Source organism: Noviherbaspirillum sedimenti (assembly GCF_003590835.1).
Lineage (GTDB): Bacteria > Pseudomonadota > Gammaproteobacteria > Burkholderiales > Burkholderiaceae_D > Paucimonas > Paucimonas sedimenti.
On sequence record NZ_QYUQ01000002.1, the window covers coordinates 4,306,911 to 4,331,748 of the forward strand.

At 61.0% G+C, this 24,838-nt stretch carries 21 protein-coding genes; 15 read left to right on the top strand and 6 right to left on the bottom strand.

Features of this window, described 5'->3' with window-relative positions; translation table 11 throughout:
* Positions 1 to 2: 2 nt before the first annotated feature.
* Together D3878_RS20010 and mutY are read left to right on the top strand one after the other, a co-directional pair.
* Entirely contained in the window at positions 3 to 1,940 is a 1,938-nt protein-coding gene (locus D3878_RS20010) for a dynamin family protein (RefSeq protein WP_199688218.1), read from the top strand.
* A gap of 29 nt (positions 1,941 to 1,969) precedes the next feature.
* Positions 1,970 to 3,094: an A/G-specific adenine glycosylase gene (mutY, locus tag D3878_RS20015; RefSeq protein ID WP_119787085.1), complete on the top strand. Its 1,125-nt coding sequence runs from the start codon at positions 1,970 to 1,972 to the stop codon at positions 3,092 to 3,094.
* A 26-nt stretch (positions 3,095 to 3,120) separates the two neighbouring features.
* On the opposite strand, the gene D3878_RS20020 is transcribed toward mutY, so the two are convergent.
* From D3878_RS20020 to ilvA, 6 genes are all read right to left on the bottom strand, one after another.
* Positions 3,121 to 3,777: an LON peptidase substrate-binding domain-containing protein gene (locus tag D3878_RS20020; protein ID WP_119787086.1), complete on the bottom strand. Its 657-nt coding sequence runs from the start codon at positions 3,775 to 3,777 to the stop codon at positions 3,121 to 3,123.
* Between the two features lie 16 nt (positions 3,778 to 3,793).
* Entirely contained in the window at positions 3,794 to 4,657 is an 864-nt protein-coding gene (rapZ, locus tag D3878_RS20025; protein WP_119787087.1) for an RNase adapter RapZ, read from the bottom strand.
* A 33-nt stretch (positions 4,658 to 4,690) separates the two neighbouring features.
* Positions 4,691 to 5,629 carry an HPr(Ser) kinase/phosphatase gene (gene hprK / locus D3878_RS20030; protein WP_119788031.1) on the bottom strand — a complete coding sequence of 313 codons (939 nt, stop codon included), beginning with the start codon at positions 5,627 to 5,629 and terminating at the stop codon, positions 4,691 to 4,693.
* Positions 5,630 to 5,678: 49 nt separating this feature from the next.
* The gene (locus tag D3878_RS20035; protein WP_119787088.1) at positions 5,679 to 6,152 is read right to left on the bottom strand and encodes a PTS sugar transporter subunit IIA; all 474 of its coding nucleotides are present in this window, start codon (positions 6,150 to 6,152) and stop codon (positions 5,679 to 5,681) included.
* A 187-nt stretch (positions 6,153 to 6,339) separates the two neighbouring features.
* Positions 6,340 to 7,179, bottom strand: coding sequence for an NADPH-dependent 7-cyano-7-deazaguanine reductase QueF (gene queF / locus D3878_RS20040; RefSeq protein ID WP_119788032.1), 840 nt, complete (start codon positions 7,177 to 7,179; stop codon positions 6,340 to 6,342).
* Positions 7,180 to 7,193: 14 nt separating this feature from the next.
* Entirely contained in the window at positions 7,194 to 8,720 is a 1,527-nt protein-coding gene (gene ilvA / locus D3878_RS20045; RefSeq protein WP_119788033.1) for a threonine ammonia-lyase, biosynthetic, read from the bottom strand.
* A gap of 127 nt (positions 8,721 to 8,847) precedes the next feature.
* Between ilvA and D3878_RS20050 the strand changes: the two genes are divergently transcribed.
* The 13 genes from D3878_RS20050 (at position 8,848) to D3878_RS20110 (ending at position 24,697) form a co-directional block, all read left to right on the top strand.
* Positions 8,848 to 9,339 (top strand): YqaA family protein, encoded by a 492-nt coding sequence (locus D3878_RS20050; protein ID WP_119787089.1) that lies wholly within the window; start codon positions 8,848 to 8,850, stop codon positions 9,337 to 9,339.
* 175 nt (positions 9,340 to 9,514) lie between these two features.
* Positions 9,515 to 13,510 carry a DUF3683 domain-containing protein gene (locus D3878_RS20055; protein WP_119787090.1) on the top strand — a complete coding sequence of 1,332 codons (3,996 nt, stop codon included), beginning with the start codon at positions 9,515 to 9,517 and terminating at the stop codon, positions 13,508 to 13,510.
* 2 nt (positions 13,511 to 13,512) lie between these two features.
* Positions 13,513 to 13,929 (top strand): gamma-butyrobetaine hydroxylase family protein, encoded by a 417-nt coding sequence (locus D3878_RS20060; RefSeq protein ID WP_119788034.1) that lies wholly within the window; start codon positions 13,513 to 13,515, stop codon positions 13,927 to 13,929.
* A gap of 80 nt (positions 13,930 to 14,009) precedes the next feature.
* Positions 14,010 to 14,744, top strand: coding sequence for a bifunctional demethylmenaquinone methyltransferase/2-methoxy-6-polyprenyl-1,4-benzoquinol methylase UbiE (ubiE, locus tag D3878_RS20065; protein WP_119787091.1), 735 nt, complete (start codon positions 14,010 to 14,012; stop codon positions 14,742 to 14,744).
* A gap of 28 nt (positions 14,745 to 14,772) precedes the next feature.
* The gene (locus D3878_RS20070; RefSeq protein WP_119787092.1) at positions 14,773 to 15,525 is read left to right on the top strand and encodes a Tim44 domain-containing protein; all 753 of its coding nucleotides are present in this window, start codon (positions 14,773 to 14,775) and stop codon (positions 15,523 to 15,525) included.
* 107 nt (positions 15,526 to 15,632) lie between these two features.
* Complete coding sequence (locus D3878_RS20075) at positions 15,633 to 16,211, top strand: ubiquinone biosynthesis accessory factor UbiJ (protein WP_420799551.1); 579 nt, start codon at positions 15,633 to 15,635, stop codon at positions 16,209 to 16,211.
* Between the two features lie 12 nt (positions 16,212 to 16,223).
* Positions 16,224 to 17,795: a ubiquinone biosynthesis regulatory protein kinase UbiB gene (gene ubiB, locus D3878_RS20080; RefSeq protein ID WP_119787094.1), complete on the top strand. Its 1,572-nt coding sequence runs from the start codon at positions 16,224 to 16,226 to the stop codon at positions 17,793 to 17,795.
* 150 nt (positions 17,796 to 17,945) lie between these two features.
* Complete coding sequence (locus D3878_RS20085) at positions 17,946 to 19,409, top strand: high affinity choline transporter 1 (RefSeq protein WP_119787095.1); 1,464 nt, start codon at positions 17,946 to 17,948, stop codon at positions 19,407 to 19,409.
* Positions 19,410 to 19,508: 99 nt separating this feature from the next.
* Positions 19,509 to 19,802, top strand: a complete 294-nt coding sequence (locus tag D3878_RS20090; RefSeq protein WP_119787096.1) for an FmdB family zinc ribbon protein — start codon at positions 19,509 to 19,511, stop codon at positions 19,800 to 19,802.
* A 60-nt stretch (positions 19,803 to 19,862) separates the two neighbouring features.
* Positions 19,863 to 20,495 carry a DUF502 domain-containing protein gene (locus D3878_RS20095; RefSeq protein WP_119787097.1) on the top strand — a complete coding sequence of 211 codons (633 nt, stop codon included), beginning with the start codon at positions 19,863 to 19,865 and terminating at the stop codon, positions 20,493 to 20,495.
* A 38-nt stretch (positions 20,496 to 20,533) separates the two neighbouring features.
* Positions 20,534 to 22,339 carry an aspartate--tRNA ligase gene (aspS, locus tag D3878_RS20100; RefSeq protein ID WP_119787098.1) on the top strand — a complete coding sequence of 602 codons (1,806 nt, stop codon included), beginning with the start codon at positions 20,534 to 20,536 and terminating at the stop codon, positions 22,337 to 22,339.
* A gap of 218 nt (positions 22,340 to 22,557) precedes the next feature.
* Entirely contained in the window at positions 22,558 to 23,061 is a 504-nt protein-coding gene (gene nudB, locus D3878_RS20105; RefSeq protein ID WP_119787099.1) for a dihydroneopterin triphosphate diphosphatase, read from the top strand.
* A 70-nt stretch (positions 23,062 to 23,131) separates the two neighbouring features.
* A complete protein-coding gene (locus tag D3878_RS20110) occupies positions 23,132 to 24,697 on the top strand; it encodes an acyl-CoA synthetase (protein ID WP_233556404.1) in 1,566 nt (521 codons plus the stop codon).
* Positions 24,698 to 24,838: the final 141 nt, after the last annotated feature.

Genomic DNA, 24,838 nt, shown 5'->3' on the forward strand with positions numbered 1-24,838 from the left:
GCGTGAGCCATCTGATACAAAAATTTCAAGAATATAGTGGCTGGCGCAGCAGCGTAGTCGATGCGCTGGCGCGCTACCAGGACTGGATTGTCGCTGCCGGGCTCTCCGATGCCGCCTGTGAACAGCGCCTGGCGCAGTTGCGGGGGCGGCTGACCGATGACAAGTTGTCGATTGCCTTCGTCGCCGAATTCTCGCGCGGTAAATCCGAACTGATCAACGCCATCTTTTTCGCCGATTATGGCCAGCGCATCCTGCCGTCGTCGGCCGGCCGCACCACCATGTGCCCGACCGAGCTCTTGTACGATGAAACCTTCCCGCCCTGCATCCGCCTGCTGCCGATCGAAACCCGCGCCGAGGCGCTGTCGACTTCCGACCTGAAGGAACAGAACCAGGTATGGACCGTGCTGCCGCTGGATATCCAGTCAGGCGAGGGCATGCTGGAAGCATTCAGGCAAGTGAGCCTGTCCAAGCGCGTGCCGCTCGAGGAGGCGCAGCGCTATGGCTTGTACGACGAGGATGACCCGGAACAGCAGCAGACGGTGGGCGCCGATGGCCTGGTCGAAATCTCGCAGTGGCGCCATGCGATTGTCAATTTCCCCCATCCCCTGCTCAAGCAGGGCCTGATCATCATCGATACCCCCGGCCTGAATGCCATCGGCACCGAGCCGGAATTGACCCTGAACCTGATTCCGAACGCCCATGCGGTCTTGTTCGTCCTGGCCGCCGACACCGGCGTGACCCGGAGCGACATCGATGTCTGGCGCAACCATATCGGCGGCGGCGCCGGCCGCCTGGCAGTGCTGAACAAGATCGACAGCATGTGGGATGAATTGCGCTCGCCCGAAGAAGTGGCGCGGCAGATTGCCCGGCAGGTGGCCTCGGTGGCGCAGACCCTGGGTATTGAAGAACAGCAGATTTTCCCGGTGTCCGCGCAAAAGGGCCTGGTTGCCAAGATCAACCGCGACGCCCCCTTGCTGGCGAAAAGCCGGATCATGCAACTGGAGCAGGCGCTGTCGCAGGAATTGCTGCCGGCCAGGCAAGGCATCATTCGCGCCCAGTTATCCAGCGAGTTTCGTGAACTGGCCGGCGCCCGCCAGACCCTGCTGGCGGCACGCACCCGCAACGTCGTCGAGCAACTGGTCGAGTTGAAGAGTTTGCGTGGCAAGAACCAGAACATCATTGCCCACATGATGAAGCGCATCGAGATGGAAAAGCGCGAATTCGACACCAGCCTGGTCATGCTGCAAAGCACGCGCTCGGTATTTGCCCGGCTGTCGGCGAACGTCTACGCCCACCTCGGCATCGGCGTGCTCAAGCAGGACGTTCGCAAGGCCGCCGCAGCGATGGAACGCAGCATGTTCTCGGCGGGGTTCCGCGAATCGGTGAACGGCTTTTTCGATGCCACCCGCGACAATCTCTGGCAATCCGGCCACAAGATCGACGAAGTCGCCGAAATGATGACGGTGATGTACCGCAAATTCTCCACCGAGCATGGCCTGGCGCTGACCACGCCGATGCCATTTTCACTGAAAAAATATCGCGACGAACTTGACCAGATCGAGGCGGTCTATCACAAGCAGTTTGGCGCCGCCGCGCTGTTGACCACGCACCAGGCCGTCCTGATGCGCAAATTTTTCGATTCGATCGCCTCGCGCGTCAAGCACATTTTGTTGCAAGCCAATCGCGATGTCGACGCCTGGCTCAAGGTGGTGATGGCGCCGCTGGACGCGCAAATCCGCGAACACAAGCTGCAATTGAAACAGCGCCAGAAATCGGTCGAACGAATTTTCGAGGCGACCGACAGCCTGGAAGAGAAGATTACCTCCTTCGAGCAGATGCAGGCCGAACTGGCCCGGCAGCTGCAGGCCTTGCGCGCGCTGGAAGCCGGGCTGGCACAGGCGATCGCGAGCGACATGCCAACGCTTGCGGCCGCTGCATAAATTTCGCAGTAAAAATTGAACCCTTATCGATGAAACGTGTTGTTCCCGCGCCGGCCGCAGGCGATGGCCGGCAATTCGCCGACCCCACATTTTCCGCCACGGTAATTGCCTGGCAAAAGCAGCATGGCCGCCATGCGCTGCCCTGGCAAAATACCCGCGACGCCTACCGCATCTGGCTGTCTGAAATCATGCTGCAGCAGACCCAGGTGAGCGCAGTGATTCCCTATTACCTGCGCTTCCTGCAGCGTTTCCCCGACGTCGCGAGCCTGGCGGCGGCGCCGGTCGAGGACGTCATGGCGCACTGGAGCGGGCTGGGTTATTACACCCGGGCACGCAACCTGCATCGCTGCGCGCAGCGGGTGGTCGCCGAACATGGCGGCAACTTCCCGGCCGATCCCGCGATGCTGGCGGAGCTGCCCGGCATCGGCCGCTCGACCGCGGCGGCGATTGCGGCATTCGCCTGCGGCGCGCGCGCGGCCATCCTCGACGGCAACGTCAAGCGGGTGTTCGCGCGGGTGTTCGGCATTGACGGCTATCCCGGCGAGAAAAAGGTCGAGGATGCGTTGTGGCTGCGCGCCGAGGCGCTGCTGCCGCAGGCGGATATGACGGCGTACACCCAGGGCCTGATGGATCTCGGCGCCACTGTCTGCGCGCGCAGCCGGCCGGCGTGTCCCGCCTGTCCGCTGGCGACGCGCTGTGTCGCCTTCAATACCCTGCGCACAGCAGAGCTGCCGGTGCGCAAGCCGAAAAAGGCGGTGCCGCAAAAACACGCGGCGCTGCTGGTCATCCTGCACGAGGGGCAGGTATTGCTGCAGCAACGGCCCGAAACCGGCATCTGGGGCGGCCTGCTGTCGCTGCCGGAAGTGGGCGGTTTTACGCCGCTGGAAAATAATGCCGATGCGCTGCCGGCCCTGGCCGAACATGCGCTATTGCAGGCGGCGGCGCCTTATGGCGTGGCCGAAGGCAGCGAGCGGTTGCCGGTCATCGTTCACGTTTTTACGCATTTCAAGCTGCATATCACGCCCTACCGCGTGCGCCTGGCGCGCCGTTTGCCCATGGTGGCGCAGGACGGCCATGTCTGGCTGGCGGCGTCGCAGCTGGCGCAGGCGCCATTGCCGGCGCCGGTCAAGAAACTCTTGCTCGGGATCGCCTGACTATAGGGCCGGATTACAGGGTCTGACTACAGGATTTTGTGCTGCTGGAGATACTGGTGGATGATTGCCAGGCGGGCTGGTGCATCTTCCAGTTCCAGCAGCTTTTGCCGGGCCTTGAGCGGAATCGGCAGGATCTCGCTCCAGCGGTTGGCGACCCAGCCGCTCTGGTCGAATTGCAGCGGCGCAGCGATGGGATTGACGAACGCTTCTCCCTGTTCGGCACGGCCCTTGGCCTGGATCGCCGCGGCGATGGTTTTCAGCGCCTTGGCGCAGCTGAGATGCGCATCGCTGACTGCTTGCGTAGGGGCGTCGGCGGTGATCATCTCGATACGCGCTTCGAGCAGCTCGCTGGCTTGCCGGCGCGTTTCGAGAATGCGGAAGCGCTCGCCGCCACGCGTGCGCAGCAGCAGTACGCCCGGCTGGTCCATGTCCCAGTCGGTGATGTGGGCAAGACAGCCGACGCCTTCCGGCTCGGCGGCGGTTCCGACTTCCTGGCCCGCCTTGATCAGCACCACGCCGAAGGGCGTCTCGCGCTTCATGCAGTCGCGTACCATGTCGACGTAGCGCGTCTCGAACACCTTGAGCGGCAGCACGCCGCCGGGGAACAGCACGGTCTGTAGTGGAAACAGCGGCAGCCAGTCATCCGCCTGGGAGCGAATCAGCGAGAGGTGGGAAGATGCCATGGAATGTGCGTGGGGACTAGGCGAGTTCGCGATGCCGCAACACCACCCGCTCGGTTTGCTGGAAATGTCTTGCCAGTTGTTCGACCATATAGACGGAGCGGTGCTGGCCGCCGGTGCAGCCGATCGCCACCGTCAGGTAGCTGCGGTTGTCGTTCTTGAAGGCAGGCAGCCATTTTTCGACGAACTTGCGAATGTCGGCATACAGGTCGGTGGCTTCCGGTTGCGCCTGGAGAAAGGCGATGACCGGTTCATCCCTGCCGCTGAAAGGCCGCAGCGCCAGGTCGTAATACGGATTGGGCAGTACCCGCACATCGAACACCAGGTCGGCGTCGAGCGGCACGCCGAACTTGAAGGCGAAGGACTCGAACAGCAGGGTCAGCGGCGCCTTTTCGGATTCCACCAGTTCCTTGACCCAGGCGCGCAGCTTGTTGGCCGACAGCCCGGAAGTATCGATCACGTGGCCCAGTTTTTCGATCGAGCCCAGCATTTCGCGCTCGCGCAGGATGCATTCGGAAAGGGTGGGACGGTCGGCGGGATTCTGGTCGGCGCGCAACCGGTGCGACAGCGGATGGCTGCGGCGGGTTTCGGAAAAACGGTTGATCAGCGATTCGGTCTTGGCGGTCAGGAACAGCACCTTGACGTCGTGGCCTTCATCTTTCAGGCGCTTGATATCGGCCGGCAGGCCGGCCAGCGAATCGGCGCTGCGCGCATCCACCGCCACCGCCAGATTGGCGGCGCCTTCCTGCATGCGGGTGTCGACCAGCGCGCGCAACAGCGTTGGCGGCAAGTTGTCGACGCAAAAGTAGCCCGCGTCTTCGAGGGCGTTCAGGCAGACGGATTTGCCCGATCCGGAGATGCCGGTAATGAGTATGATGCGCATGACAGAATCATACCATCATGCGCTTGATCGATATCAGTCGCTGTCCATGGCTTTTTGCTGCCGGTCCATGAATTCCTTGAGGGTGTCGATGCCGCGCAATTGCAGGATGGTATTGCGTACCGCGGCCTCCAGCAGCACCGCAAGGTTGCGGCCGGCTTCGACAGGAATGATGACCTTGCGAATCGGCAGGCCCAGCACTTCCTCGGTTTGCGAATGCAGCGGCAATCGCTCGTAATTTTCTTCCAGGGTCTTGCGGCGCACCAGGTGGACGATCAGCTTCAGGCGCATCTTGCGGCGCACCGCGGTTTCGCCGAAGATGGTCTTGATGTCGAGCAGGCCCAGGCCGCGCACTTCCAGCAGGTTTTGCAGCAGCGGTGGGCAGCGTCCCTCGATCATGTTGGGGGCGATGCGGGCGAATTCGACGACGTCGTCGGCCACCAGGCCGTGGCTGCGCGAAATCAGTTCCAGGCCGAGTTCGCTCTTGCCCAGGCCCGACTCGCCGGTAATCAGCACGCCTACGCCCAGCACATCCATGAACACGCCATGCATGGTAATGCGCTGCGCCAGTTTTTTCGACAGGTACACGCGCAGGTAATCGATCACCTGCGCGGCCGGCAGCGGCGTCGAAAATAGCGGGATGTTGTGTTCTTCGCACACCTCGATGAATACCGGCGGCGTTTCCAGTCCCTGCGCCACCACGAAGGCCGGCGGGTTGCCGGCGACCAGTTCGGTGATCAGACGGTTGCGGCCGTTGGGCGACAGGCGCTTGTAATAATCGATCTCCTGGTGGCCGAAGACCTGGATGCGGCCGGGATGGACCAGGTTCAGGTGGCCGACCTGGTCGGCGGCAGAGGCGGCGTCGCCCGAAATCAGCTTTTCGCCCCCGGGGAATCCGGCAAACCATCCCAGTTCGAGGTGTTCGCGGTTTTCATCGAAGAGCTCCTGGATGGACAGGGGAGTAGAAGCGGGCATGATGGAGAACTGGAGCGGGGACAAGGGCTAACCTGGCCTGGTTGCAGGATTACGCTTCGTGGCTGATGCTGGAGCGCCAGCCGACGATCCGGTTGAAGACAGAGACCGGATCGGGATCGGCCGCCAGCGCTGCGCGCAAGGCGTCGTCGGAAAACATTTCGGCGATTTCCGAGAGGATTTCCAGGTGCTGTTGCGTGACATTGGCCGGCATCAGCAGGAAGATCAGCAGGTTGACCGGCTGGCCATCGGGCGATTCAAAGGGAATCGGCTCGGCCAGCCGCACGAAGGCCGCCATCGGCGCCTTCAAATCCTTGATGCGGCCATGCGGCACGGCGACACCGTGGCCCAGGCCGGTCGAGCCGAGCCGTTCGCGGGCGAACAGGTTTTCCGAGACGACCGAGCGCGCAATGCCGCAGTTGTTTTCAAAAATCAGTCCGGCTTGCTCGAAGGCGCGCTTTTTGCTGGAGACTTCCAGGCCAAGCACGACGTTTGCGGGCAACAGGATTTTAGCGAGATTGGTCATGGCATACTGAAATTGGTGCGGCGCACAAATACGGCGTCGAGGCAAATTATAGGCCGGTTTTGGGCTTGTGCAATCCCAATTTTCCGCTTGTTGGAAATGTGTCTAAAAAAAGCCGCAGGCATGCTTGACGGTTTCATCATATGCATGAGTCCGCTTCGGGCTTGCGGGACACCAAAGTAGTTAGTGTTCACTGTCGTGCATGGCGTGAATTTGCAGGGGGCTGCCCGGTGCTGAAATTGCTGCGCCAGGGGTTGATGTCGAGGCCGCCGCGGCGCGTATAGCGTGCGTACACCGACAATTTCTGCGGGCGGCACTGGCGCAGGATATCCATGAAAATACGCTCGACGCATTGCTCGTGGAATTCGTTGTGCTCGCGAAATCCGATCAGGTAACGCAACAAGCCTTCCTGGTCGATTTGCGCGCCGACATAGCGGATTTGCACGCTGCCCCAGTCCGGCTGGCCAGTCACCAGGCAATTCGATTTGAGCAGGTGCGACACCAGGCTTTCCTCGACATCGGCTTCGTCGTGCCGGGCGCTCAGCAAGGACGGATCGGGTCGGTACTCCGTTACCTCGATATCCAGGCGGTCGAGCAGCAAACCGCTCAATTCCCCCATCCGCAATTCGCCGAAGGCTTCCGGCAAGGTCAGCGCCACCTGCACCGGTGCGCCGAAGCCGCTGGATAAATCGGCGCGCAGCAGTGCCACCAGGGCGTCTGGGCTCGCCAGGCGGGTCTGGTTGAAGGAATTCAGGTAAAGCTTGAACGACTTGGATTCGATGATGTTGGGCGAATCGGCCGGCACGCTGAAGGTGGCGATGGCAACCTGCGGCTTGCCGCGGGCATTGAGCCAGGATACTTCATAGGCATTCCAGATATCCATGCCAAAAAACGGCAGGGTGCCGGCAATACCCAGTTCGGCGCGCTTTTCCGCGCGCGCGATCGGAAAAAGCAGCGAAGGATCGTATTCGCTGCGGTAAGTGGCCGGCTTGCCCAGTGGCGAAGCGGCGGCGATGCTGACATCGGACATGCTGGTTTCTTCCATCACCCCAAAAACAGTTTATACGCCGGATTTTCGCTTTCGTCCCAGTAGCGATAGCCGAGGCCGGCAAGAAATTGGCGGAACGCCTTCATTTCTTTTTTCGGCACCTGCAGACCGACCAGGATGCGGCCGACGTCGCCGCCCTGATTGCGATAATGGAACAGGCTGATATTCCAGTTCGGCGCCATCGATGCCAAAAAGCGCATCAGCGCACCGGGGCGCTCGGGGAATTCGAAGCGGTACAACAATTCATCCTGCGCCAGCGCGCTTTTGCCGCCCACCAGGTGGCGGATATGCAGCTTGGCCAGTTCATCCTGGGTGAGATCGAGCGCCTTGAAGCCGTGTTTTTCGAAATTCTTGACCAGTTTGGCCGATTCGTCGCGCGCGCCGGTCTGCACGCCGACGAACACATGTGCCTGCTTTTCATCGCTGATGCGATAGATGAACTCGGTGACATTGCGCGGCCCGACCTGTTCGCAAAAGCGCCTGAAGCTGCCGCGTTCTTCGGGAATCGTTATGGCCAGCACGGCTTCGTGCGCTTCGCCGACTTCGGCACGCTCGGCCACGAAGCCCAGGCGGTCGAAGTTCATGTTGGCGCCGCAGGCAATCGTCACCAGGGTTTGGTTTTTCAGCGGCTTCTTGCCGGCTTTGGCGCGTTCGACGTATTTCTTGGCGCCGGCAACCGCCAGCGCGCCGGCGGGTTCCAGGATGCTGCGGGTGTCCTGGAACACATCCTTGATGGCCGCGCAGACTTCGTCGGTATCGACCAGGATGATTTCGTCGACGTATTTTTTGGTCAGGCGGAAAGTTTCTTCGCCGACCAGCTTGACCGCGGTGCCATCGGAAAACAGGCCGACGTCGGGCAGGGTGACGCGGCGGCCCGCCTTGAGGCTTTTCGCCATGGCGTCCGAATCCATGGTTTGCACGCCGATGATCTTGATGTCGGGGCGCACTGCCTTGACGTAGGCCGCCACGCCGGAAATCAGGCCGCCGCCGCCAATGGCCACGAAGATCGCATGGATCGGCGCCGAATGCTGGCGCAGGATTTCCATGGCGATGGTGCCCTGGCCGGCGATGACGTCGGGATCGTCAAAGGGGTGAACGAAGGTCAGCTTGAGTTTCTTTTCCAGTTCCGACGCATGCTGGGCGGCATCGGAATACGAGTCGCCGAACAGCACGACTTCGCCGCCGCGCGCCTTGACGGCGTTGATCTTCAGTTGCGGGGTGGTGGTTGGCATCACGATCAGGGCGCGGCAGCCCAGGCGCTTGGCGGACAATGCCACACCTTGCGCGTGGTTTCCTGCGGAGGCGCAAATGACGCCGCGCTTGAGTTGCGCCGGGGTCAGGTTCGCCATTTTGTTGTAGGCGCCGCGCAGCTTGAAGCTGAACACACTTTGCATGTCTTCACGCTTGTAGTAAATCTGGTTGTCCAGGCGCGCCGACAGCGAATGGCCCAGTTCCAGTGGCGATTCGATGGCGACGTCATAGACGCGGGAAGTGAGGATTTTCTGTAGATAATCGGTGCTCATGGTTTCCAGAGGATGGGCGCCGGCGGAAAGCGGGGCGCGCAAATTAAGCTCTCATTATAATGGAGCCCCCCTGAACCGGCGGAAACTGGCCGAAAGCGCCGGGTTTTTCGCTTTTTTCGATTGTTTGATGCTTATTTCCGCCATCTATTGGTTGCTGGGTATGCTGGCGCTGCCGAACATCGGCCTCGCCGCGGTCTTCCTGGTCAGTTTTCTCGCGGCTACGCTGCTGCCGCTGGGGTCGGAGCCGACCTTGTTTGCCGTGGTCAAGGCCAATGAGGCCTTGTTCTGGCCGGCAATAGCGGTGGCGACCCTGGGGAATACCCTGGGTGGCATCGTCGATTACGGCATCGGCTACGGCGCGCGCCAGGCCTTTGCGCGGGAGCGCGCGACGCGCTGGTTCGGCTGGCTGGAGCGCTTTGGCGCCAAAACCCTGTTGCTGGCCTGGGTGCCGGGAATTGGCGATGCCCTGTGTACCGTGGCGGGCTGGCTGAAACTGCCGTTCTGGTCATGCGCACTGTACATGGCGATCGGCAAGTTCCTGCGCTATGTGGCCATCACGACGATCCTTTTGTATGTGCCCGACGGCTGGTGGCATCGCCTGGCGCACTTGCTGGGCTAGCGGCGTGTTTTTCTTGCCGGGTCCTGCCGGGCCGTCACGGGAACGCATAAGCCGTACGGAAGCCGGGGCGATTCCTGCCTGCTGCGCCGCGATACGGTAAAATGCTTCTTTAGGCATTGCGGGAAAGAGTCGAGCGCAGCACGGCCCCGTCCCCCACACATTTTATCTGGAACAGATGAACGCCCCCGCACAAATCCAGGCCCTTCTGGCCGACGCCCCGATCGGCGCCGCTCCCACGCGCTTGCGCGAAATTCCCTACAACTACACGTCGTTTTCCGACCGCGAAATCGTCATGCGCCTGCTGGGCGAGGATGCCTGGCGGCTGCTCGACGAGTTGCGCAGCGAGCGCCAGACAGGCCGTTCGGCGCGCATGCTGTATGAAGTGCTCGGTGATATCTGGGTGGTGCGGCGCAATCCGTACCTGCAGGATGACATGCTGGACAACCCCAAGCGGCGCCAGTCATTGATCGATGCCCTGAACCACCGTCTGGGCGAAGTCGACAAGCGCCGCCTCGATACGGCCGCCGCCGACGATCCGGCTGCGGCGCGCCGCAGTGCCCATGTCGGCACCCTGCTGGAAGCGGCGCGGCGCGCGGTGGCGGACTTTGCCGAGGAATTTCGCCAGACTTACGACTTGCGCAAGCGCGCCAACCGCGTGCTGGGGCGCTATACCGCCAAGGACAATATCAAGTTCGATGGCCTGTCGCGCGTCTCCCACGTTACCGACGCCACCGACTGGCGCGTCGAATATCCCTTCGTGGTGCTGACCCCGGACACCGAGGATGAGATGGCCGGCCTGGTCAAGGCCTGTATCGAGCTTGGTCTCACCATCATCCCGCGTGGCGGCGGTACCGGCTATACCGGCGGCGCCATTCCGCTGACGCCGATGTCAGCCGTCATCAATACTGAAAAGCTGGAGCAGTTGGGCGAAGTCGAGATGACCCGCCTGCCGGGTGTGGACCGCGATTACGCGACCATTTATTCCGGCGCCGGCGTGGTCACCAAGCGCGTTTCCGACGCCGGCGAGAAAGCCGGCTTCGTGTTCGCGGTTGATCCGACCTCGGCCGAGGCATCCTGCATCGGTGGCAATATCGCCATGAATGCCGGCGGCAAGAAAGCCGTGTTGTGGGGCACCGCGCTGGACAATCTGGCCAGCTGGAGGATGGTCGACCCCAACGGCGACTGGCTGGAAGTCACGCGCCTGGACCATAACCTGGGCAAGATCCATGACGCCCCGGTGGCCCGCTTCAAGCTGGAATGGACCCATCCGGCCGAACGCGGCCGCAAGAACGCGCCGTTCAAGACCGAGATCCTGGAAATCGAAGGCCGCCGCTTCCGCAAGGAAGGCCTGGGCAAGGACGTCACCGACAAGTTCCTGGCCGGCCTGCCGGGCATCCAGAAGGAAGGCACCGATGGCCTGATCACCTCGGCGCGCTGGATCCTGCACAAGATGCCGAAATTCACGCGCACCGTCTGCCTGGAATTCTTCGGCCAGGCGCGCGACGCGATTCCGTCGATCGTCGAGATCAAGGATTACCTCGACGCCGAAACCCGCAAGGGCGGCGCCATCCTGGCCGGTCTGGAGCACCTCGACGAGCGCTACCTGCGCGCGGTCGGCTACGCCACCAAGTCCAAGCGCGGCGTGTTGCCGAAGATGGCGCTGTTCGGCGACATCGTCGGCGACGATGAGGACGCCGTGGCGCGCGCCGCCTCGGAAGTCATCCGCATGGCCAACACCCGCGTGGGCGAAGGCTTCGTTGCCGTCTCGCCGGAAGCGCGCAAGAAATTCTGGCTGGACCGCGCCCGCACCGCGGCCATTTCGCGCCACACCAACGCCTTCAAGATCAATGAAGACGTGGTGATTCCGCTGAACCGCATGGGTGAATACACCGACGGCATCGAGCGCATCAATATCGAACTGTCGATCCAGAACAAGCTGGCCTTGCTGGATGCCCTGCGCGAATTCTTTGCCAAAGGCGATCTGCCGGTGGGCAAGAGCGAAGATGCCGAAGGCGAGGATATTTCCGACGCCGAACTGCTGGGCGACCGCGCCCAGCAAGCCCTGCAGCTGATCGACGCGACAAAGGCGCGCTGGTCGTACCTGCTGGAACATATGGACCAGCCGCTGGCCGCCACGCGCAACGACCTCATCGGACTGGGCCTGGAAAAGCTGGCGCTGGAATTCGACGAACGCGTGGACAGGCAGCCACAGGTCACGGTATTCCACGTGCTGCAGGACCGTACGGTGCGCGTGTCGTGGAAGAAGGAAGTGCGCGCCGCCCTGCGTCAGATCTTCAATGGCGCCGCCTACCGCCTGATCCTCGAGGAAGCCAGCGCGATCCACAAGAAAGTATTGCGCAGCCGCGTGTTCGTGGCGCTGCACATGCATGCCGGCGACGGCAACGTGCATACCAATATCCCGGTCAATTCCGACGATTACGAAATGCTGCAGGTCGCGCACCGCGCGGTCGAGCGCATCATGGTGCTGGCAAGGTCGCTCGATGGCGTGATCTCGGGCGAACACGGTATCGGCATCACCAAGCTGGAATTCCTGACCGACGCCGAAATGCAGGACTTCCGCGCCTACAAACAGCGCATCGATCCGGAAGGGCGCTTCAACAAGGGCAAACTGCTGAACCTGCCGGAGTTGCATGCCGACCTGCGCAATGCCTACACGCCGTCATTCGGCCTGATGGGCCATGAATCGCTGATCATGCAGCAAAGCGATATTGGCGCCATCGCCAACAGCGTCAAAGACTGCCTGCGCTGCGGCAAGTGCAAGCCAGTGTGCGCCACCCATGTGCCGCGCGCAAACCTGCTGTACTCGCCGCGCAACAAGATCCTGGCAACTTCGCTGCTGGTCGAAGCCTTCCTGTATGAAGAACAGACCCGCCGCGGCGTCTCGATCAAGCACTGGGAAGAGTTCGAGGACGTGGCCGACCACTGCACGGTCTGCCACAAGTGCGTCACGCCCTGCCCGGTGGATATCGACTTCGGCAATGTCTCGATGAACATGCGCAATCTGCTGCGCAAGATGGATAAAAAATCCTTCAACCCCGGTTCCGCGGCGACCATGTTTTTCCTGAACGCGACCGATCCGGCCACCATCAATGCCACCCGGCAGACGATGATCGGCTGGGGCTACAAGGCGCAGCGTTTCGGCCATGAGGTGCTGAAGAAATTCGCCAAGAAGCAGACCACGCTGCCGCCGGCCACGCATGGCAAGCCGCCGATCAAGGAACAGGTCATCCACTTCATCAACAAGAAGATGCCGGGCAACCTGCCGAAGAAGACGGCGCGCGCCTTGCTCGACATCGAAGATAACGAGGTCGTGCCGGTCATCCGCGATCCAAAGGCCACCACGGCCGATACGGAAGCGGTGTTCTACTTCCCGGGCTGCGGCTCGGAGCGCCTGTTCTCGCAGGTGGGTCTGGCCACCCAAGCCATGCTGTGGCATGTCGGCGTGCAAACCGTGCTGCCGCCAGGCTACCTGTGCTGCGGCTACCCGCAGCGCGGCGCCGGCCAGTACGACAAGTCCGAGAAGATGATCACGGATAACCGCGTGCTGTTCCACCGTGTCGCCAATACCTTGAACTACCTCGATATCAAGACGGTGGTGGTGTCTTGCGGCACCTGCTTCGACCAGTTGCAAAACTATGAATTCGACAAGATATTCCCGGGCTGCCGCATTCTCGATATCCACGAATATCTGCTGGAAAAAGGTTTGAAGCTGGAAGGCGTCAATGGTACGCGCTACATGTACCATGACCCCTGCCACTCGCCCATGAAACAGCAGGATCCGCTGAAGACGGTGAATGCCCTGATCACCACCGTCGACAATGTCAAGATCGAGAAGAACGACCGCTGCTGCGGCGAGTCCGGTACGCTGGCTGTGACGCGCCCGGACATCTCGACCCAAGTGCGCTTCCGCAAGGAAGAGGAAATGATCAAGGGTGCCGACAAGCTGCGCGCCGACGGCTTCACCGGTGACGTCAAGATCCTCACCTCCTGCCCGTCCTGCCTGCAGGGCTTGCACCGCTACGACGACGATTCCGGCACCGATGCCGATTACATCGTGGTCGAAATGGCGCGCCACCTGCTGGGCGAGAACTGGTTGCCGGAATATGTCGAGCGCGCCAACAATGGCGGCATCGAGCGCATCCTGGTGTGATGATGGCGGCGAGCGAACCGGGCAGCAGCACGCCGACCGCGCTGACGGTGCATACGCAGTCGCGCCTGCTGGAAATCGCCTTCGACGACGGCAGTGGTTTTTCGCTGCCATTCGAATTGCTGCGGGTGTATTCGCCTTCGGCCGAGGTGCGCGGCCACGGCGCAGGCCAGGAGGTGCTGCAGACCGGCATGCGCAACATCCTGGTCACGGCGCTGGAGCCGGTCGGCAATTACGCCGTGCAGCCGCATTTTTCCGACGGTCATAATACCGGGATCTATACCTGGGATTACCTGCACTGGCTGGGCGCCAACCAGGTGCAATTGTGGCAAGACTACCTCGGGCGCCTGGAGGCGGCCGGCCATGGTCAGGAGGCAGGACGGGACTTGCCCATGCCCCGAAAAAGCGGGCATGCGCATTAAGTAGCGTCAAATCCATGTGCCCTGGCAAGTATTGCCGGGCATTTTCACTTTATAATGCCAATTCACCAATAGTTCCTGCCATGACTAATAGCACCCATTTCGGTTACCAGACCGTCGCCGAGGAAGACAAGGTCAAGAAAGTCGCGGAAGTCTTCCATTCCGTGGCCGCCAAGTATGATGTCATGAACGACTTGATGTCGGGCGGCCTGCATCGCCTGTGGAAGACGTTCACCATCGCCCAGGCCGGCGTGCGGCCCGGCTTCAAGGTGCTGGATATCGCCGGCGGCACCGGCGACCTGGCCAAGGCCTTCGCCAAACAGGCGGGGCCTTCCGGCGAAGTCTGGCTGACCGACATCAATGAATCGATGCTGGGAGTCGGGCGCGATCGCTTGCTGAACAAGGGCATGGCGATCCCGACGGCCCTGTGCGACGCGGAAAAACTGCCGTTTCCCGATAATTATTTCGACCGCGTCAGTGTGGCTTTCGGCTTGCGCAACATGACCCACAAGGATGTGGCGCTGGCGGAAATGCGCCGTGTGCTCAAGCCGGGTGGCAAGCTGCTGGTACTGGAGTTTTCCAAGGTTTGGCAACCGCTGCAAAAGCCGTATGACGTGTATTCGTTCTCGGTGTTGCCGTGGCTGGGCAAGCGGATCGCCAACGATTCCGAAAGCTATCGTTATCTGGCCGAATCGATCCGTATGCATCCGGACCAGGAGACCCTGAAAACCATGATGCAGGATGCCGGCCTGGATAATGTCAATTATTTCAACCTGACTGCCGGCGTGGCGGCCTTGCATACCGGGGTCAAGCTGTAGCCTGTTGATTCGCCTGGGGGAGAAGTGCATGAAGAAACGTCTGAATGCCTTGCTGTTTGCCGCCGCCATCCTGGGCGTTTCTTCCCTGCGGGCCCAATCTGCCGAGCCGGAAGCCCAGACCCAAGCAGGGCTGGCGCCGCAGCCTGACGGCCTCTGGCAAGGATTGCTGGAACGCCCTGCGGTGCTGATCATGGCACTGCTGGCGTTGGTCATTTTGCTCGGCGTGGCGGTCGTATTATGGCGAAGGGCTGCCAGCAAGGGTGAGCCCGCCGGTTTCGACAACACTTATGACGACGGTTTTGAAACGATCCAGCCGGCCCGGCTGCCGCGCAAGGATCCCAACCTGCGTCCGCTTTCCCTCGATACCGTGACCGGCGCCAGGACCGATACGGTGGTTGCGCCCTGGAGCGTGCCGGCCGATTTCGACGTACCCCGCTTCCTGCGCAAGTCCAAGGCCGCCTTCATCCGCCTGCAGACCGCCTGGGACCAGGCCGACCTGAACGATATCCGGCGCTTCACCACCAAGGAATTGTTTGGCGAATTCTGCCGCCAGTTGAACGAGCGCGGCGATGCGCCAAATGTGACGGAAGTCGTGACGCTGGGGGCGGAATTGCATAGCGTGGAAACAGTGGGGGAGTATTCCATTGCGAAAGTAAAATTTTCCGGCATGATCCGCGAGGATGGGGCGGCGCAGGTGGCCCCATTTAACGAAGTCTGGAAGCTTTCCAAGCCGCTCGACGGCCACCGCAGCTGGATCGTGGCCGGGATCGAACAGTCTTAGCCGGGCCTGGCGCCCGGCATTTAGAGCGGCAATTGCCCGGCATTACCGGGCAAGCTGTTACACTGCAAGCCGTCCGCCGATCGCCGCGGACGGCTTTGATTTTTTGAATGATGACTTCCTTATTTTTACTCCCCCCTGCACCCTTGAACCATTTGCTGGCGCAGGAAGCCTGGGCGCGCGCCAAGCTGGCCGCGCATGCCGGCAAGATCGCCCGGCTGGACGCCGGTGTGCTCGCCGTGAACTGGCAAGTGACGGCCGAAGGCTTGCTGAAAACGGCGGAGTCCGGCGCAGCGCCGCACGTCGTGATCCGGGTGAGACTGGCAGACTTGCCGCTGATCATGCAAAATCGCGAGCGCGCGGTATCCTATGTCAGGATTGAAGGGGATGCCGATTTCGCCAATGCCATTTCGCAAGTGAGCCAGTCGCTGAAATGGGAAGCCGAAGAAGATCTGGGGCGCCTGATCGGCGATATCGCCGCGCGCCGGCTTGTCTCGTCGGCAAGGTCGGCGCTGGCAGGGGCGCGCACCCGCCGCTTGGCACTGGAAGAAAATATCGCTGAATATTTTCTTGAAGAAAATCCGATGCTCTTGCGCCCTGAGCCGGTTGCCGGTTTCGGCCGCGAGGTCGGCAAGCTGCGTGACGATATAGCACGTCTGGAAAAGCGCTTGCGCAAACTGGACCGATAAGATGGGTTTTTCATGTTGATGAAATTTTTACGGGTCTTGAAAATCGGCCGGATAGCCTTGCGCTATGGCTTGGACAATATCGCCATGTCCGGCCTGCGCGTGCCGCGCACCGCAGCGTTGTTTTCCCTGCTGTTTTTCTGGCGTGATATTTCGGCGCCGCGCGGCGAACGCTTGCGCAAGGCGCTGGAAGAACTCGGGCCGATTTTCGTCAAGTTCGGCCAGGTATTGTCGACCCGGCGCGACTTGCTGCCGCTGGATATGGCCGAAGAGTTGGCGCTGTTGCAAGACCGGGTGCCGCCCTTCGATCCGGACCTGGCGATCGCGGAAATCACCCGCTCGCTGGGCGCTCATCCTGACCGGCTATTTGCCTCCTTCGACCGCGTGCCGGTGGCGTCAGCCTCGATCGCCCAGGTGCATTTCGCCACCCTGAAAGACGGCCGGGAAGTGGCAGTGAAAGTATTGCGTCCGAATATGCACAAGTCGATCTCGGAAGATATCGGCCTGATGTATATCGCCGCCGGTCTGGTCGAGCGCCTGTGGGCCGACGGCAAGCGCCTGAAGCCGCGCGAAGTGGTGGCGGAATTCGACAAGTATCTGCACGACGAACTGGACCTGATGCGCGAAGCCGCCAACGGCAGCCAGTTGCGTCGCAATTTTGGCGAATCGAAGCTCTTGCTGGTGCCGGAAATGCACTGGGATTACTGCTCCAGCAATGTGATCGTGATGGAGCGCATGAGCGGCATTCCGGTTTCGCAGACCGAGCGCCTGGCGGCGGCCGGCGTCGACCTGAAAAAATTGTCGCGCGATGGCGTTGAGATTTTTTTCACCCAGGTCTTCCGTGATGGCTTCTTCCATGCGGATATGCATCCTGGCAATATCCTGGTCTCGACCGATCCGGCCACCTTCGGCCGCTATATCGCCCTCGATTTCGGCATCGTTGGCACGCTGACCGATTTCGACAAGGATTACCTGTCGCAAAATTTCCTGGCTTTCTTTCTCCGCGATTACAAACGGGTGGCACAGGCGCACATCGAATCCGGCTGGGCACCGCCGGAAACCCGGGTCGATGAGCTGGAGTCGGCGGTGCGCGCCTGCTGCGAGCCGATTTTCGACCGGCCCTTGAAAGATATTTCCTTTGGTCAGGTCTTGTTGCGCCTGTTCCAGACGTCGCGCCGCTTCAATATTGAAGTGCAGCCGCAACTGGTGCTGCTGCAAAAGACCCTGTTGAATATCGAAGGCCTGGGGCGGCAGCTTGATCCGGAGCTGGATTTGTGGAAAACCGCCAAGCCCTACCTGGAGCGCTGGATGCAAAACCAGATCGGCTGGCGCGGCCTGGTCGAACGTCTCAAGACCGAAGCGCCGCATTACAGCAAGCTGCTGCCGCAATTGCCGCGCCTGGCCCATCAAGTGCTTTCGCAATCGGCCCAGGGCAGCGGGCGCGATCGCGAATTGCTGCAAGCCTTGCTGGACGAGCAAAAGCGGACCAACCTGCTGCTGAACATGGTGATTTATTTCGCCGGCGGCCTGGTCGCCGGCATCGCTTTGATGCAGCTTTACTGGCGCTGGGGTAGCCTGCTGCAGTAGCGTGTCCATGAGGAAATTATGCGTGGTGCGTGCGCAACGCCCACGATCAAGACGACGGCAGCAGGATAGTCATCGTCTTTATTTTGTAAGTATGCTATTTGGCAAGCAATTTTCTTTATAATCGCGGGATTTTTACCCAAAGCGACCGCCATGAACTATACGCTTGTCTCCTTTGTCGTCCTGTATTTGCTGGGCACGCTCGCGGTGGGCGTCTGGGCCGGCACGCGCATCAAGAACACCAGCGATTTCGCCATCGCCGGCCGCAGCCTGCCGCTGATCATGGTGGTGACGACCACCTTCGCTACCTGGTTCGGCGCCGAAACGGTCATGGGGATTCCGGCCAAGTTCGTCCAGGGCGGCTTGAGCGCCATCGTCGAGGATCCGTTCGGCGCGGGCACCTGCCTGATCTTGGTCGGCATGTTCTTCGCCGCCAAGCTGTACAAGCACAATCTGCTGACTATCGGTGATTTCTATCGGCAGCGCTACGGCAAGGGGATCGAAGTGTTCTGCTCGGTGGCCATCATCCTGAGTTACCTGGGCTGGGTGGCGGCCCAAATCACCGCGTTGGGCCTGGTATTCTCCGTTTTGACCGATGGCGCGATGTCGCAAACGACCGGGATGATCGTCGGCACGCTGGCAGTGTTGGTCTATGTGGTGATCGGCGGCTTTCTCGCCGTCGCCTGGACCGATTTCATCCAGATGATCGTGCTGGTGATTGGCCTTTCCATCATCGCCTTCTTTGCCGCCGACCTGGCGGGCGGCGCCGGCCAGGTGCTGGATATGGCGTCGCAAGCCCAGCTGTGGAATTTCCTGCCGCCCCCCACATTCACTGAAATCGCCTTCTTTATCGGCGCGGCCCTGACAATGATGCTCGGCAGTATTCCTCAGCAGGACGTGTTTCAGCGGGTGATGTCGGCCAAGGATGCGCCCACCGCGCGCACCGGCGCCATCATCGGCGGCGTCAGCTACATCCTGTTTGCCTTCGTGCCGATGTTCATCGTCGCTTCCGCCGTCATTGTCATGGGTTCGGACGCGCTCGAGCTGGCAAAAAACGATTATCAGCGCCTGCTGCCTACCTTCATCATGACCAAGATGCCGCTGGTCATGCAGATCTTGTTTTTCGGCGCGCTGCTTTCTGCCATCAAGAGCACCTCGTCGGCGACCTTGCTGGCGCCTTCCACCAGTTTCGTCGAAAACATCCTGAAAAACCTGCGTCCCGAAATGACTGACAAGGAGCAGCTGTTTGCCATGCGCAGCGCGATCGTCGTATTTGCCGGGCTGGTGCTGGCCTATGCGATTTCGATGCAGGGCACTTCGATCTACGAACTGGTCTCCGGGGCTTATCAGGTGACGCTGGTCGGCGCCTTCGTGCCGCTGCTGACGGGCTTGTACTGGAAGCGCGCCACCACGCAGGGCGCAATCGTTTCGGTGGCCGCGGGCGTGGGCGTCTGGATTCTGTTCTTCCCGCAGGTGTCCGGCCTGGGCGAGCACTTTCCCGGCCAGCTTGCCGGTTTGATCGCTGCATTTGCCGGCATGTGGGCCGGTTCGATGATGCCGCAGGCGCTGAAGAACCGTCACGAGTTGGTGCAAGCGGTCGAAGGCTTGGGCGCCTGAGCAAACCTGCAGCGCAACGCGGCGGCGCCCTGTCCGCAAAAATCCCGGCAAAACCTTTATAATTCAGGGTTTTGTAAATTTTTTTAGCTGGGGATTTTCATGCCGATTTATGCTTACCGCTGCCAGTCCTGCGGTTTCGCCAAGGACGTGTTGCAAAAGATATCAGATGCGCCCTTGACCGATTGCCCCGAGTGCCAGCAGCCAAGTTTCAAGAAACAATTGACCGCCGCCGGTTTCCAGTTGAAAGGCACCGGCTGGTACGCTACTGATTTCCGCGGCGGTGCCAGTGCGACTGCGGCGCCCGCAGCGTCCGCCGAGCCGGCTGCGGCTGCCAGTAGTGCGACCGCTTCCGGTAGTGCCGCCGCCGACAGCAAGCCCGCATCGACCACCTGAGCACCGAGCCATCCTCATGACGCGCGGCGGCGGTGCCCGCCCGCGACGAAAGCACGAACCATGCGTAAATATTTCATTACCGGCTTGCTGATTCTGGTGCCCCTGGCGATCACGCTATGGGTATTGAACCTGATCATTACCACCATGGACCAGACCCTGCTGCTGTTGCCGCAGCAATGGCGCCCCGAGGTATTCCTGGAATTCAGCCTGCCCGGCATGGGCGTGATCCTGACGCTGCTGATCGTGTTTTTCACGGGGCTGGCGGCGCACAATTTCATCGGCCGGCGCGTAGTCATCCTGTGGGAAGCAATCCTGGTGCGCATCCCGGTGGTCAATTCGATCTATACCGCCGTCAAGCAAGTCTCCGATACCTTGTTTTCCTCGTCCGGCAATGCCTTCCGCAAGGCGGTGCTGGTGCAGTATCCCCGGCAGGGCAGCTGGACTATTGCCTTTTTGACTGGCACGCCCGGTGGCGACGTCGCCAACCACTTGCAGGGCGACTACATCAGCGTTTACGTGCCGACCACGCCGAACCCGACGTCCGGTTTTTTCCTGATGATGCACAAGTCCGAGACGGTCGAGCTCGACATGTCGGTCGATGCCGCGCTCAAGTACATCGTCTCGATGGGCGTGGTTGCACCGGAATTGGCCGAAAGGAAAACGCCAGAGGAACTGCCCAAGGTCGGCACCTGATTAACCCAACACCAGAAAATATATAACCGGAACCCGATATGTCAATGCGAACCCAATACTGCGGCCTTACCACTGAAACGCTGCTCGGCCAAACCGTCAGCCTGTGTGGCTGGGTGCACCGCCGGCGCGATCACGGCGGCGTGATTTTCATCGACTTGCGCGACCGCGAAGGCCTGGTGCAGATCGTCTGCGACCCGGACCGTGCCGAGGTATTCAAGAAGGCGGAAAGCGTGCGCAATGAATTCTGCCTGCGCGTGACTGGCCTGGTGCGCAACCGCCCGGAAGGCACCGGCAACGCTGGTCTCAAGTCCGGCAAGATCGAAGTGCTGTGCCATGAACTCGAAGTGCTGAACCCGTCGGTGACGCCGCCGTTCCAGCTGGATGACGACAACCTGTCGGAAACCACCCGCCTGACGCACCGCGTGCTGGACCTGCGCCGCCCGCAGATGCAAAACAACCTGCGCCTGCGTTACAAGGTGACGATGGAAGTGCGCAAGTTCCTCGATGCCAATGGCTTCATCGATATCGAAACGCCGATGCTGACCAAGTCCACGCCGGAAGGCGCGCGCGACTACCTGGTGCCGTCGCGCGTCAACCCGGGCAACTTCTTCGCCTTGCCGCAGTCGCCGCAATTGTTCAAGCAATTGCTGATGGTGGCTAACTTCGACCGCTATTACCAGATCGTCAAGTGCTTCCGCGACGAAGACTTGCGCGCCGACCGTCAGCCGGAATTCACCCAGATCGACTGCGAAACCTCGTTCATGAACGAGCAGGAAATCCGTGACATGTTCGAGGGCATGATCCGCGGCGTGTTCAAGAATTGTCTCGATATCGACCTGCCCAACCCGTTCCCGGTGATGGATTACGCCGAAGCGATGGGTGTGTATGGCTCGGACAAGCCCGACATGCGCGTCAAGCTGCAGTTCACCGATCTGACGGCGGTCATGAAGGATGTCGACTTCAAGGTGTTCGCTGGTGCGGCCAACATGGAAGGCGGCCGCGTGGTCGGCTTGCGCGTGCCCGGCGGCGCCGCCATGCCGCGTTCCGAAATCGATGCCTACACCGAATTCGTCGGCATCTACGGCGCCAGGGGCCTGGCGTACATCAAGGTCAATGAAAAGGCCAAGGCCCGTGACGGCCTGCAATCGCCGATCGTCAAGAACCTCCACGACGCCGCGCTGGCGCAGGTGCTGGAACTGACCGGTGCCGAGGATGGCGACCTGATTTTCTTCGGCGCCGACAAGGCCAAGGTAGTCAATGACGCCATCGGCGCCTTGCGCGTGAAAGTCGGTCATAGTGATTTCGGCAAGAAAAACGGCTTGTTCGAGGATGCCTGGCGGCCGCTGTGGGTGGTCGACTTCCCGATGTTCGAATTCGACGAAGACAACCAGCGCTACGTCGCCGCGCACCATCCGTTTACGTCGCCAAAGGATGGCCACGAAGACTTCCTGGAAACCAATCCGGGCAAGGCGATTGCCAAGGCCTACGACATGGTCCTGAACGGCTGGGAACTGGGCGGCGGCTCGGTGCGTATCCACCGCGCCGAGGTGCAGAGCAAGGTGTTCCGCGCCCTGAAGATCGATGCCGAAGAAGCGCAGCTGAAATTCGGCTTCCTGCTCGACGCCCTGCAATACGGCGCGCCGCCGCACGGTGGCCTGGCCTTTGGTTTGGATCGTATCGTCACCATGATGACCGGTGCAGAATCGATCCGCGACGTCATCGCCTTCCCGAAAACCCAGCGCGCGCAGTGCTTGCTCACGCATGCGCCGTCGGAAGTCGACGAGAAGCAATTGCGCGAATTGCATATCCGCCTGCGCGCGGTCGAGCCGGCGGTAAAAGGCTAAACCGGAGCGATTGCGTAATGATTGGGGAAAGTATCCTTGCAATTGGGGACAGAGTTAAGCGCAGTGGTACTCTGTCCTCAACCGATTAAGGTGAAAGCGGTACTCTGTCCCCAACTGATTAAGGTAGAGCGGCACTCTGCCATTGACTTGTTTTTGCTGGATAATAAAAGGCGCGGACTTCCGCGCCTTTTTTCGTATCGATACCGTCCTGGCCCTGCATGCACAAGCCCTACAAGATTCCCGAATCCGTTCTTGTCGTGATCCATACCGCCGAACTCGAGGTGCTGCTGATCGAGCGCGCCGACAAGGCCGGTTACTGGCAATCGGTGACCGGCTCGAAAGATGCCGAAGACGAGCCGCTGCGGCAGACGGCGGTGCGGGAAGTTTTCGAGGAAACCGGGATTTGCGTGGCAGCGGAGGGGGGCGCCTGTGCAGCGCAGGAAGGGTCAGTGCCGGCGCATCATCTGCGCGACTGGCAACTGACTAACGTGTATGAAATCTACCCGGTGTGGCGGCATCGCTACGCCCCTGGCGTGGTGAAAAACACCGAGCATGTTTTCGGCTTGCTGGTGCCGCGCACCATGCCGATCACCCTGAGTCCGCGGGAGCATGTCGCTCATGCCTGGCTGCCCTACCGGGAAGCCGCCGACCGCTGCTTTTCGCCGTCGAATGCGGAAGCGATACTGCAGTTGCCGCATTACCGGACGCATTGCCGCAATTAAGCATCCTGGTTTCGGTTTTGCCAACGCATGTAAAAACACCCGGGCGCAAGACATAAGGAAAATGGAAAAAATGACCGATGGTTTTTCAGGGCTGCGATCCAGCGCACTTGGCCTGGCGGAATGGTTGCGGCGCAGGACCCTGCGCGCGCCGCACCGGCCAGCCCTGACTTGTGATGATGTCACATGGACCTACGGCGCGCTGTGGGACCATGTCGAGCGGCTCTCGGCCGTGCTGCAGGCGCACGGTGTGCAGCGTGGCGACCGCGTCGGCTATCTGGACTTCGACGGTCCGATGTTCCTGGCAAGCCAGTTCGCCGCAGCCCGTATCGGTGCCATTTTCGTCCCCCTCAATTTCCGTCTGGCCGCGCCGGAACTGGCATTCATCATCAACGATGCCGGTTTGCGCCTGCTTCTGGCCGGACGCGAGCATCAAGGCGTCATCGACGGTATCCGCGCTGGTCTCTGCTGTTGCCATTATCTCAGCCTCGCGGATGCCGCGCCTGGCTGGCCAGCCGTGCCGGCGCTCATGGCGCAATGCAAGGATATTCCGCCACAGGCAAGCGTCGATGCGGATGACGTGGCCCTGCTGATGTACACCTCGGGGACCACCGGGCATCCCAAAGGCGCCATGCTGACGCACCAGAACATCTGGTCGCAGAACCTGAATGTCCTGCTGACGAAAGACCTGGTATCGTCCGACATCACGCTCGGTTTCGTGCCATTGTTCCATGTCGGCGGGATGTTGACGGTCACCTTGCCCACGCTGCTGGCGGGCGGGCATGTGGTTTTGCAGCGCGGCTTCGACGCCGGCGCCGTCCTGCAAGCCATCCCGCGGTATCGCATCACGCTCGCCTTTGCGGTGCCGGCGATGCTGCTGTTCATGAGCCAGCATGCGGATTTCGATCGCACCGATCTCGGCTCGCTGCGGCTGCTCTCGGTCGGCGGCGCACCAATGCCGGAGCCGCTGCTGCGCCTCTATGAGCAGCGCGGTATTCCGCTACATCAAGGCTATGGCATGACCGAGACATCGGCCACCATTACATTCCTGCATTCCGACCGGGCCGCCGACAAGCTGGGTTCCTGCGGCACGCCGGGACTGCTGACGGAGATTTGCCTGAAAGATTTGTCCGGGAAAATTATTTCCCAGGCAAATATCAAAGGCGAAGTGTGTGTGTCGGGAAGCAATGTGATGAAGGCTTACTGGAATAATCCGGAGGCAAGCGCGGCAGTGTTCGACACCGATGACTGGTTTCATACCGGCGATGTCGGATACCTCGACGACGAAGGATTTCTGTATCTCTGCGACCGTATCAAGGATGTACTTATCACTGGCGGCGAGAATGTTTATCCGGCTGAAGTGGAGAACGTGCTGTATGCGCATCCGGCCATCGCACAATGCGCTGTCGTCGGCGTCCCGGATGACAAGTGGGGGGAGCGCGTGGTCGCCGTCGTGGTGCTCAAGCCCGCCGCCGCCCTGACGCTGGAAGAATTGCGCAACTTTGCGGCGCCCAGGCTTGCCCGCTACAAGCTGCCGCGCGCACTTTATCTTGTGGATGCCTTGCCGCGCAATGCTGCCGGAAAACTGCAAAAGTTCCGCATTCGTGAACAACTCAAGGAAGTGGCCGCATTACCCTGATCCCAGGGTTGCATAATTGGAATCAATCGAATGCGGCATTAGGATGGCGTGGGCGGGCTTGTTACTTGGTGCGGCAAGGTGTTCCGCGCCCGGAAAAGCGGCGAGGCAGGGCATCCGCATGAATCTCCTGATAAATAAAGG

Coding starts and splice junctions, on each gene's coding strand:
- mutY (WP_119787085.1), top strand. CDS start 1,970: ATGAAACGTGTTGTTCCCGCGCCGGCCGCAGGCGATGGCCGGCAATTC.
- D3878_RS20020 (WP_119787086.1), bottom strand. CDS start 3,777: ATGGCATCTTCCCACCTCTCGCTGATTCGCTCCCAGGCGGATGACTGG.
- rapZ (WP_119787087.1), bottom strand. CDS start 4,657: ATGCGCATCATACTCATTACCGGCATCTCCGGATCGGGCAAATCCGTC.
- hprK (WP_119788031.1), bottom strand. CDS start 5,629: ATGCCCGCTTCTACTCCCCTGTCCATCCAGGAGCTCTTCGATGAAAAC.
- D3878_RS20035 (WP_119787088.1), bottom strand. CDS start 6,152: ATGACCAATCTCGCTAAAATCCTGTTGCCCGCAAACGTCGTGCTTGGC.
- queF (WP_119788032.1), bottom strand. CDS start 7,179: ATGTCCGATGTCAGCATCGCCGCCGCTTCGCCACTGGGCAAGCCGGCC.
- ilvA (WP_119788033.1), bottom strand. CDS start 8,720: ATGAGCACCGATTATCTACAGAAAATCCTCACTTCCCGCGTCTATGAC.
- D3878_RS20050 (WP_119787089.1), top strand. CDS start 8,848: ATGCTTATTTCCGCCATCTATTGGTTGCTGGGTATGCTGGCGCTGCCG.
- D3878_RS20055 (WP_119787090.1), top strand. CDS start 9,515: ATGAACGCCCCCGCACAAATCCAGGCCCTTCTGGCCGACGCCCCGATC.
- D3878_RS20060 (WP_119788034.1), top strand. CDS start 13,513: ATGGCGGCGAGCGAACCGGGCAGCAGCACGCCGACCGCGCTGACGGTG.
- ubiE (WP_119787091.1), top strand. CDS start 14,010: ATGACTAATAGCACCCATTTCGGTTACCAGACCGTCGCCGAGGAAGAC.
- D3878_RS20070 (WP_119787092.1), top strand. CDS start 14,773: ATGAAGAAACGTCTGAATGCCTTGCTGTTTGCCGCCGCCATCCTGGGC.
- D3878_RS20075 (WP_420799551.1), top strand. CDS start 15,633: ATGATGACTTCCTTATTTTTACTCCCCCCTGCACCCTTGAACCATTTG.
- ubiB (WP_119787094.1), top strand. CDS start 16,224: ATGTTGATGAAATTTTTACGGGTCTTGAAAATCGGCCGGATAGCCTTG.
- D3878_RS20085 (WP_119787095.1), top strand. CDS start 17,946: ATGAACTATACGCTTGTCTCCTTTGTCGTCCTGTATTTGCTGGGCACG.
- D3878_RS20090 (WP_119787096.1), top strand. CDS start 19,509: ATGCCGATTTATGCTTACCGCTGCCAGTCCTGCGGTTTCGCCAAGGAC.
- D3878_RS20095 (WP_119787097.1), top strand. CDS start 19,863: ATGCGTAAATATTTCATTACCGGCTTGCTGATTCTGGTGCCCCTGGCG.
- aspS (WP_119787098.1), top strand. CDS start 20,534: ATGTCAATGCGAACCCAATACTGCGGCCTTACCACTGAAACGCTGCTC.
- nudB (WP_119787099.1), top strand. CDS start 22,558: ATGCACAAGCCCTACAAGATTCCCGAATCCGTTCTTGTCGTGATCCAT.
- D3878_RS20110 (WP_233556404.1), top strand. CDS start 23,132: ATGACCGATGGTTTTTCAGGGCTGCGATCCAGCGCACTTGGCCTGGCG.